The organism is Saprospiraceae bacterium (assembly GCA_016714025.1).
Lineage (GTDB): Bacteria > Bacteroidota > Bacteroidia > Chitinophagales > Saprospiraceae > Vicinibacter.
In genome coordinates, this window is the sequence record JADJOB010000002.1 from 2,240,646 (window position 1) to 2,252,436 (window position 11,791).

The following is an 11,791-nucleotide window of genomic DNA, read 5'->3' on the forward strand; positions in this document are numbered from 1 at the left end:
TATTCTGCTGGAATCAAGGGTGATATATGAATAAAGCAGAATAAGCGTTCTAGTCAAGACAGCAGTAGTTAATTAACTGCAGTTCATTATGGTTCTGCCGGGAATAACATGCGAATTAGCCAGAATTGATGTGTTCTGGGTAATTTGCACGGTTTTTGTATATATCATGTTTTGGACTTATTAAGATGCACTATCAGAATAAATGGATCATACTTGCATTCGTTAGCATGTGGCTAACGGAGTTAAGTGGTCAGTGGTGCTGTGTCGACTCAACAGTTTTAATTAAAGATAAATCCACAGCTTCTCTCAAATTATTAATAAGTTCAGCACTCAATAATAATTTAGCAAATCCTGGACAAGGTGTTTGTGGAGTAAGGATACAATTCGAACACGAGTTTATTGGAGACCTCACAATGGATCTCATTTCTCCTTCTGGGCAAAGACTTCGATTGGTTGGACCCATTGGTAATTCCGGAATTTCAGACTTTTCACATTGGGCTGTCACATTTATTCCATGTGCTGATAAATCAAATCCTGACAAAGGCTTTAAAATGAAATGGGATAATCAACAAGCCTGGGGAATTTTTGGCAAATTTTATAATGGCACATATTACCCGGAAGGAGGATGTCTGGAAAGTTTTAATTTAGGTTCTGTAAATGGAATTTGGACACTCGAAGTCCACGATGACGAACGATTTTATGAAGGTAAAATCGAGAGTTTTTGTTTATTGTTTTGCGATCCTACTGGAATTAATTGTATGGATTGCAGTCCAAATGGTGGTGTTTTTATAAATGAACATTTAGATTATTGTATTGATGATCCTCAGCTTTTAATCCAGGAACGGATTACGTTTCCAGTTTATAAACCGGATTCTACCTCGTATTCTTATACTTATTTAGTAACAGAAAATGACACCCTGATTTATGTCGGAGACAGTTTGGATTTCAAGAATTTTAAAGCAGGCGATTATGTTATTTGCGGAGTTTCGTATCTCACTTCAGATTCATTAAAATTACCTAAACCAGGTACCTCGATCTCATCATTTAAAAATGATTTAGTTATAAATTTAAACAGCTTTTGTGCTGAAATATCAAAGAATTGTTTGGAGGTTTCAATTCACCCTAATTATGCCCAAGTTCAAGATAGCTTTTTCTTGTGCCTGGGGGATACCCTTCATCTTGGAGCACTCAAATATTACGATGAAGGTCGCTACACCATTCCATTAAAATCAACTTTTGGTTGTGATTCGATACTGGATCTTGATTTAAAAGTGGTTGATATGGAGATTAAATTAACAAAGAAGGATACAATTACTTGCAGCAATCCTGTGATCCAATTGGATATTTCGAAGTCCATTAAAACAAGTCGAACGCGAATTAACTGGTCTACAAATGATGGAAATTTTGTTGATTTACGTGATTCCTTAAGTGTCAGTGTAAATCAAGAAGGAACCTATAAAGTAGTATTTGAGGATGGCTTTTGTAACGATTCCCTTGAAATTACGGTATTAAAAAGAGATAAAATTCCAAGTTTAAATGTACTGTCAGACACAATAAATTGTTTTCATAATAGGGCAACATTGAAAGCAGCAACAGATGCTATCAATCCAATTTTTAATTGGTCTGATGGAGCCAATATGATTGGTGTTGATTCTGTGATTCAGGTTAATCAACAAGGATTTTATTATGTCACAGTGACTGACGATGCGGGATGTTCTAATATTGGTTCCATTGAAGTGTTATTAGATACAATGCCAGCGGAATTGATCTTATTCGCTGAAGATTTAAGCTGCAGAGACAGCGTCAGCAGCTTGCGTTTTAATTCTAACAAATCATTGTTAAATTTTACATGGACAGGACCGAATTTTTTTCAATCAACTAATTTGAATCCCAGTATTAATAAGCCAGGATTTTATACACTTACAGTAACTGCTGATAATGGTTGTTCAAACAGTGGGTTTATCAGGGTATCAAGTAGCATTCAGAAACCGGACTATACTGTAAAACCCGACACCTTGAATTGCCTGAATAATTTTAATGTTCAAATAAATTCAAATTCCAATTCGATCTTAGATTCAATTTGTTATTCAAATGCCTACGGTTTTAAAAGCAATTTGTTAAATCCTTTTGTTCAAGATTCAGGTTTTTATAAGGTATACTTAAGAGATTCTGCCGCATGTGTTTTAGATACTATGATCTACATTTCGCTGGATAGTTTAAGACCCCAATTTAAACTTCAAGCTGGAATTTTAGATTGTTTTAAAGATAGTATTCAGATTGTACTTATAGATACTTCAGGCTTATCCGGTTTGGTTTATCATTGGACGGGTCCGATTGGTTTTAACGAAATGAAATCAAGCCCATTTATTAAAGAAGCCGGCATATATAAAATTCAGGTAACGGGCATCAATGGCTGCAGCAGCTTTGACAGTATTGAGATTAAACAAGACACCTTAAAACCAGTCATTCAATTTTCCGGAGAGCAACTTACCTGTTACAGACAGGTGGTCCAGATTAACGCGACGGTTTCTATTAGTTCGAACTACCAATGGTCAGGACCTGGGATGTTTTCTTCCATGTTGGAAGATCCTGTAGTTTCTGACAGTGGTTTTTATAAATTGATTGCCACCAGTGTAAATGGATGTAAAGCCGAAAAGTCAATTTATATCGATATGGATAGATCTCCTCCTATACAATCAATTCAAGGAAATGATCTTAACTGTATATATAGCCAGGCAAAAATTTTAGTTAAATTAAATCAGGGAGTTGATACATTGCATTGGTCCGGACCTCAATTTATTAATTCAATTGCTGATTCTATATTAGTTTCCACTCCGGGTATGTACTCTGTTTTCGTTCGCGGGATTAACGGATGCACTGATTCAGCCCGTATCCATATTATGTTGGATACACTTCCTCCCAGTTTGCAGTTGCAAGCGGATACCATTACATGTGCAATGACAAATGCCCGAATCATTTCAAATTCTCCGGACTCCATAATTAACTACAAATGGCTTAACCCATTGCAGGATTCCTTTTTAACGAAAGACATTACCAGCAATTTACCAGGTTGGCATTTGTTGGAAGTAACTGCTTTAAATGGATGCATGAAATCAGATTCCATTTTACTTATTGAGAGAAGAAATTTGCCTGTATTTCAAGTAATAAATGATAGTTTAAGTTGTAAAGATTCGACAGCAAAATTGCAAATTATAAGCAATGAAAATAATTTAAGTTATCAATGGAAAGGTCCCGGGCAATTAACATCTGATAGTGCGGTAATTCTTACCAATTTAGAAGGGTTTTATCGTTATACCGTAACAAATTCATTTGGATGCAGTTTGACAGATTCAATTCGATTGCTTGCTTTCCAACAAGCTCCAAAAATTAACTATTCGGATAGCATCATCAATTGTTCAACCAAGTCAAATCCGGAGTTGCAAGCTTTTTTTACGGATACTTTGTTGTTCTTTGAATGGACAACACCTTCAGGATCAGTTTTAATGAGAAATCCGATACCTGTTAATGAAGGCGGTTTGTATATTTTCAGAAGCATCAATGAATTTGGTTGCGTCGGAATTGATTCTATAAACATGCGTTTTGATACCTTGCCTCCACTGATTCAAAGGATCCAGGTGGATACCTTGAGCTGTAGTAAAATTCAGTTTTTTCCTTTAGTAGAAGTACAACCTGCAAACGTAAGGTATCAATGGAACGGACCATCAAATTTTAATTCTAATCTTCCAAATCCAGCAATTAGATTGCCTGGGGTCTATCTGTTAAGTTTAACTGCACCCAATAATTGTTTTGTTGATACAACGATAATCGTACTGAAAGATTCATTGCTGCCAATAATTAATGCATTTGGTTCTGTCTTAAACTGTTCATCAGACAGTACACAAATCCGGGTACAATCAAACGATAGTTTAATCAACGTATTCTGGCAAAGTCCTACAGGAGTTTTTATAAATGAACGGAATCCTTTCGTAAAAGATTCCGGTTGGTATCAGTTAATTGTTGAAGGAAAAAATAACTGTTTGCTTTTGGATTCGGTTTATGTTGGCTTAGACAAGACATTGCCCGTGTTTATTTTGAAGGATACATTATTGGATTGTAAAACAGATTCTGTGCAATTGAATGTTCAAACGAATGACTTGGGCTTGAGCTATACTTGGTCTAAAAATGGAAGCTTTTTATCAAATGCAAAGGATCCATTTGTAAAAGATACAGGTTTTTATAACGTACGCGTACAAGGTTCGAATCATTGTGAACAATTGGATTCAGTGTTTGTAAGCGACCGGCGACAAAAGCCCGATTTATCGGTTTTAACGGATACATTAAATTGCATTCAGGCCAGTGTTCAATTGAATCCTAAATTCGATACAGTTTCAAATAGGTTTTTATGGTCAGGACCATTTGGATTGGATTCAACACAAATAAATCCAAAGATTTTATTTTCCGGATATTATACCTTGACGATCACAAATAAATACGGGTGTGTCCATGATACCACATTGTATGTGCCAATTGACACCAGTACACCTTCTGTACAAATAGCAACATTGGATTCATTGATTTGCGAACAAGATTTAGCAAAGTTGTTTATCCTTTCAGGGTGCAATCAATGTGAATACACCTGGAGCACGCTGGATGGGAGCATTCAATCTGGTACAAGAGGGGATACCATCCTTATAAAAGGCTCAGGGACATACCAAGTAAATATTGTGAATACACAAACAGGTTGTATTGGAAATGAATCCAGAATTATTAGAAAAGATACAGTTGGCATTACTGAAATTCGATTAAATGTTCAGGATATTTCTTGTTTTGGTTTGGGCAATGGTGTCATTGAAATTCTGGAAGTAAAAAGTAAATTTCCTCCTGTTACATTTTCTACTGATGGAATCCAATACAATCCAATAGGTAAATTGGAAAATTTAACTGCTGGTTGGCAGCATTTATTTTTTAAAGATCGTTTTGGTTGTTTATTAGATACATTGGTGCAAATAAATGAGCCCCCTCAGGCGTTTTTAGAATTGGGACCCGATACCAGCATTGTATTGGGATCTTCCTATTTTATTGATACACAAACCAATCTGGATACCAACTTAATTCAGTCTTTGATTTGGGATCCAACAATGGATTTGTCATGTATAGCTTGTGTTAGAGTAAATTCAAGTCCTAAATCGGATACCCGATATACATTGAAACTTATCGATCAGAATGGTTGTGAAATTGAAGATGCAATTACAATTAAGGTTTTAATAAATTCTGATCTGTTTATTCCTAATGCTTTTACACCAAATGGTGATAACATCAATGATCTGTTTTCTCTTTTTTCCCCTAAGGGAGCATTGCACATAAATACACTTAGAATTTTTGACAGGTGGGGAAACCAGGTTCATGCCTTGGAAAATATTAATTTTTCGGGAGAATTCCAGGCATGGGATGGCCGAATTGGAGATCAACCAGCGCTTCCAGGTGTTTATGTTTACTTGATTGAGCTGCAAAACGCCAAAGGAGCTGGCTTGATTTTTAAAGGTGATTTAACGCTGATCCGTTAATTTTCTAAAAAAAGGGCTCATTTTTGAGGCTGAAACCTAATTAATAAGGTTTTATATATATTTTTTTGAGTATTGAAGAAGCGAAAAGGCACATCGCAGGGTCTTATGATTGCCTGAAGTTTTGGGATTTGGATTTAGTAATGGATTTTCATTTTGTTGAGATTCATATAAATTGTACAACGGTATGGTTTTTGAAATTGCAAACTTTATTTGTGAAAATAAATCTAATTAATGTTAAATAAAACATTAATTTTATTTGATAATCCAAGGTAAGTATATTATTTTTTGTAATATTTAAGAAAAACATTTACAATATGTATCGAATTTTACTTTTTTTAATATGTATTTTTTGTCTAGCTGGGAGTACCCAAATGCTAGCGCAATGTACTCCTCCAATGGCTGAAGAGTGTGAACTCGCCAATGTGTTGTGTTCATTGGATGAGGTTAATGGATATGCTTGTAATAACCCAAGTACCATTGCCAGTCCATGTCAACCTTTGTGTTCACAAGGGGGTGTTGGCCATAATACCAGTTGGTGGGCTTTTGTGTCTCAAGGTGGAAATGTTACTATTACATTGACTATTGGTGGGTGCACAAGTTCCCAAGGTATACAATATGGAATTTGGGGAGATTGTAATTGTGGACAAGAAGTAATTTGTCGTTCAATTCCTTGTATTCCACCAAATAGTACCTCAACTGCAAATGCAACACTTATACCCTGCAAGACCTATTATCTTTGGGTAGATGGTTGCAGTGGTGATATCTGTGATTTTACCATTAATACATCCGGTGGTGGACCACCTTCATTGGATCCATTGGGATTTATTAATAACATAGCCAGTAAAATCATCCAGCCTGTTTGTGTTGGAGCATGTAATGTTCGATTCTTTGTTAATCCACAATCAGGTGGTTGCGAGCCAACTTATGTTTGGACTTTAGACGGGGATGAAGTTGGAGGAAACTCAAATGAAGTGCGTTTGGATTTTCCAGATGAAGGTGATTTTATTATTTGTGTTACAGCTTATATTGGAAATCCTTCCAGTGGTTCAATTTGTTCACAAGAAGGGCCTCAGTGTGCTACTGTTAAAGTAAGACCTATTGCAGACAAAAAAGGTCCGGATCGCCATATTTGTTATGAATTAGCAAATCCAGGAGGTTATAAATGGCATTCTCAACGAATTTTCCAAACAGGTGAATACCGGGAGCAATTTACAGATGCCAATTGTTGTAAATTCGATTCTATTGTTCAATTCTATGTATTAGATAAACCGGAACCACCGGATGTTTACTATATTACCTGTGATGGAGAGCCTTATATTGATATTCTAGGCCGTGCCCATGTTCCTTGTAAACAAAAATTTGAAGTAGCTTTACCAAAAACGACCGATCCTTATCGTTGTGACAGTTCAATTTTATTAACTGCAGTTTCTGTTGATTTTGCGCCTAATTTCCGTGTACAGTGTATTGGTGGACAAGTCGAAATTTCTCCAGGAGTACGAATTATTAAACCATGTAGCGTTGGAGAAACCTACCAATTTGAATACCGTTGGTATAAGAAAAACGACCCAGCGAAGAAAACGATCAGTCAAGATGAGAGACTTTTAGTAGATGCCGTAAAGGAAGATTATTGTGTAGAAGTAAATGTTAGGGTTGAATTAGCTACAGAATTTGCGATATGCGCCAAAACATTCTGTGAAACATTTAATGAAGATGATTTAGCACCTAAATGTTTCCCATTGGCAGGTGATGTTGTATTGTGCGTAGGTAAAAATGGATCCTACTGGATAGATACTTTCATCAATCAAAAGGTTACTTTTTATACCTGGACAGTTGATGGAGGCTATGTAGTCTCTAAACCGGATTCACAAGGAGTTGAGATTAAATGGTTACTTCCTCCAGGTGACACAGGAACAGTTTGTGTTTACTACGATACTGATTGCGGCAGGAGCTGTGAAAAATGTATTAAAGTTGCTATTCAGGCTGTACCGGCTCCTAAAGCGGGTCCCAATGATAGCATTTGTGACCTGGCAAATCAATTCAACGGACAAAAAGATGTTGGAGGTAGTTGGACGCAATTAAGTGGTCCTGGAAACTCAAATATTACAGATACAACCGACCCAAAGTCCAATGTAACAGTAGACTCTTATGGAATCTATCGATACGTATACTCTGAAACGCGATTGGGTTGTACCGGTACTGATACGGTGGATCTTTATTTTAACTCAACACCGGATTCTTCTGGAATTACCTACTTATGTAATGTAAAACAGACTCAATATAAATTGCGTTTTCAAGTACGGGGTGGAACTCCACCGTATACTGTAGTTCAAGGAAATGGTACCATAGATGCAAACAATGTCTACTTATCTAATTTCCATGATAATTTAACAAATTATACCATTTTGGTACGCGATGCAATGGGTTGTATTTTGACCTTTAATTTTAATCATGAATGTAAGTGTACCAATTTAGTTGGGGTATTAGATAAAGGACTTGAGAAAAAATGTGAATCTGATATTTTCACATTTGTGTATGATCCAACATTAGAAAAATTGGATCCAAATGATACCGTTATTTATGTAATGACCAACGACCCTGATCCAGATAATGCAGCGGGAGGATCGTTTATTAAGATGCTGAATTCCAAAACTATTGCTTATGATCCTGGTACCATGAGCTATAATACTACTTACTACATATTTGTTTTAGTAGGAAAGAGAAATGGACAAGGAGGAATTGATTTTTCTGCAGGTTGTGTTCAAGTAGATGGTCCAAAACCATTTGTATTCTACAAAAACCCATTGCCAAATGCTGGTGTAGACGATGCCATTTGTGGTACTGTTTATGACTTAAAAGGTATTTCAAGTATCCTGGGTACTAATTTGAAATGGAGATTGATATCCGGTCCATCTGGAGTTCAGTTTTCAGATGATGTTTTGGCAACTTCGTCAGTCAATACTCAAGGAAATTATGGTACGTATGTTTTCGAATTAACGGAAGATAATAACAATTGTGCTGCTGCAGATTTGGTTGAAATTACATTCAATCCATCTCCTTTTATTGCAGTGTTTGAAAAAATATGTATAGAATATATACCACCTTATCCATATAAAGCAACCATTAATATTACCAATGGAAAACCACCATTTACAATTGTACAGGGTGGAGGTATGATTAATGGCAATGTTTACATGACGGATACACTTGCAAGTTTAGTCCAATTCAATGTTAAAATTCAAGATGCCAATGGTTGTGTTTCAAATTTAATCATTGACGATTATAACTGCGATTGTGGTGCAATCGATGCAGGTGAATTGGATTCCATTCCAACTGAAGTTTGTATTGACAAATGCGTACCAATCAAAACAATCATTCCTCCGATTTTAGATCCGGAAGACGTTGTAATGTACGTGTTCCATCAGTCCTCATACAATGATCAAACTGTTCCTAAACTAGACACATTTTTTAGTCTAAACGATGTGGTTTGTTTTGATGCATCTAAAGGAATGATTACTGGTAAAGCATATTATGTTACCTGTGTCGTTGGTGATGATAAAGATTTTGATGGAATTGTAGACCCTAATGATCCATGCAAACGGGTAACTAAAAACCAACCAATTATATGGTATGATTATCCAAATCCGGATGCAGGACCTGCTGATAGTATTTGTTTCTACAATTACCAATTAAACGGTATTACGAATACTGGTACACCTAGCTGGAGATTTATTGGTGGTAGTGGTACGAGTACACTTTCAAATCCAGGCAATGACCAAACCAACGTCAGTGTTTCTGGAAAAGGAACTTACCAATATGAATTATCTGAAGACTTTAAAGGTTGTATTTCGAAAGATACGGTAACAGTGACCCATTGGGATGCTCCAAATTTTATTGATGTACCACCTCCTTATGAGTGTGATAATACTGCAGAGAAATTTAGAGTTACGATTGATGGCGCAAACGGAGATCGTCCATCCTGGATTATCGATGGAACAACAAATCCAAGTGGAACATTGTCCGGAAGTTTTGTAGGTGGAAATACCTGGAGAACTGATTGGATCAATAATAATGAAGTGTATCAATTGATAATCAATGACAGACATGACTGTTTGCCAGATACTACTTCAAATACATACGAATGTCCTTGTATTAATGGATTGGGTAACTTAAATAAAACACCAATCATATTGTGTGCAAATGCAACTGCTCAGGCAGTATATGCATCCGGGACTCCGGATGGTAACGATGTGGTGCGTTTTGTGCTTTATGATGGAAATCCTGCTGCTCCAAAAACTGGAACATTTATTAATGTAAATGCTTCAGGAACCTTCAGCTTTGATGCATCCAAAATGCAATTAGGTAAAACATATTACATTATTGTGTTGATGGGAAATCCTGACCCTGTTACCGGTGTAATCCTTGATGACCGCTGCTTGAAATTTGATGCTGTTCCTGTAACCTGGTATGATTTTCCAAAAGCAGTAATTGGCGGAGTGAATAAATTAACCTGCGCAGTGACATCTATTACATTGAATGGAACGTCTTCAACCAGTGGTTCAGGTGCAAACCTTAATTACCAATGGTCTGCCTCTAATGGTGGGCAATTTGTAAATCCAGGTAATGTAACAAGTAATACCACTGATATTAATGCACCTGGTACTTATAAATTACAAGTAACAGATCCAATATCCGGATGTACTAATGAAATTACTTATAACGTAAGCATTGATGTTCAGAAACCGACGGTTAGCATTGGTCAACCTTTGCAAATTACCTGCGATCGCTTGACTGTTGATCTGGATGGAAATGCCTCCTCTAAAGGACCAGAGTACAGTGTCCGTTGGACGGGTCCAGGTACGATTCAAAATGGAAATACCTATACACCAACTGTGGATGCATTGGGAACCTATCGCTTGATTGTTACCAATAATAATAACGGTTGTGTAGATTCATTTGCAATGAATGTAACAGCTGATTTAAGAAAACCGGTTCCAAATATTCAACAGATTGGTCAATTGACTTGTACCGTTAAACAAGTTCAACTGGATGCAGGTGCTTCCACAGGTCAAGCTGGTGCAATTGGAGGCTATATTTGGTCAACTCCAAATGGCAGCATAGTTTCTGGTGTCGGAACTTCAAGAATTACAGTTGATAAACCAGGTACATACCGGGTTCAGGTAAAAGATCAGGCAAACGGTTGTACCGAATTTACAGATATTGAAGTATTGGAAATTGGCAATCCATTTGCCGGAATTAATCTTGCAGCAATCAATCCTCTTTGTTTTGGTGAACGCAATGGGACAGTAAATGTTACTGGCGTTATTGCAAACGGTCCTGCTAATGGATTAGAGTATTCATTTAATGGAGGTCAGTTTTCAAGTTCTAAAACTTTTGGAAACCTCTCACAGGGAACGTATCGATTAAAAGTTAGGGATGTAAATGGCTGCGAGCATGACACAACAGTAACTTTAATTGAACCAGGTAAATTAGGTATTGATGTTGATAAGGTGATAATTGTTGACCAGGATCAAACTGTTTTCCTGGATACGATGTTAAATCTGATTACAGGAGGAACTTCGGCTTATAGAGATACTGTTTGGTGGAACTTAAATCAAAATGTAGATTGGGAACCTAAATTGCGTTATCAGGCAGATACAACAAGAGACTTCTTGATTACTTTGATTGATGGTGCTGGTTGTAAAATTGAAGACCGCGTGCGTGTTGTGGTGCGTATTATCAAAGATGTGTGGTGGCCAACAGCATTTACACCAAACGGAGATAACATCAATGATCTTTGGAACCTTAAGGGTAAACGCGTTAGAAACATTAAATCATTAAATATCTATGACCGTTGGGGTGAATTGGTTTATGCTGCAAAGAATATTAAAGATGGAAACCTTGATGCCGGAGTAGGCTGGGGTGGTAACTTTAGAGGAGAAAGAGCCTTGCCTGGTGTTTATGTATTCTATGCAGAAGTGGAGTATGTTGGTTCTGAAGGATCAGATATTTATAAAGGAGAATTCACACTGCTTAGGTAATTTCTTTAAAGCTTAGGACTTTTAAAATTAGCTAATAAAATAAATGAAAGGCCATTCTGTAAAAGAGTGGCCTTTCTTATTTGTGTAATTAAACCATTGGGTCTGAGATAAATCATTTTGTATTCCGAGAGTTTTCATTGGAATGTAATATCAATCCTATATCATTTGAATGACTTGATTGGTCCTTGA

The 11,791-nt window shown here is 36.5% G+C and carries 2 protein-coding genes; both read left to right on the forward strand.

Going from position 1 to position 11,791, the window contains the following annotated elements:
• Positions 1 to 185 precede the first annotated feature (185 nt).
• The gene (locus IPJ80_12100; protein ID MBK7914222.1) at positions 186 to 5,564 is read left to right on the forward strand and encodes a gliding motility-associated C-terminal domain-containing protein; all 5,379 of its coding nucleotides are present in this window, start codon (positions 186 to 188) and stop codon (positions 5,562 to 5,564) included.
• Between the two features lie 395 nt (positions 5,565 to 5,959).
• Positions 5,960 to 11,602, forward strand: a complete 5,643-nt coding sequence (locus IPJ80_12105) for a gliding motility-associated C-terminal domain-containing protein (GenBank protein ID MBK7914223.1) — start codon at positions 5,960 to 5,962, stop codon at positions 11,600 to 11,602.
• The last annotated feature ends 189 nt before the right edge of the window (positions 11,603 to 11,791 follow it).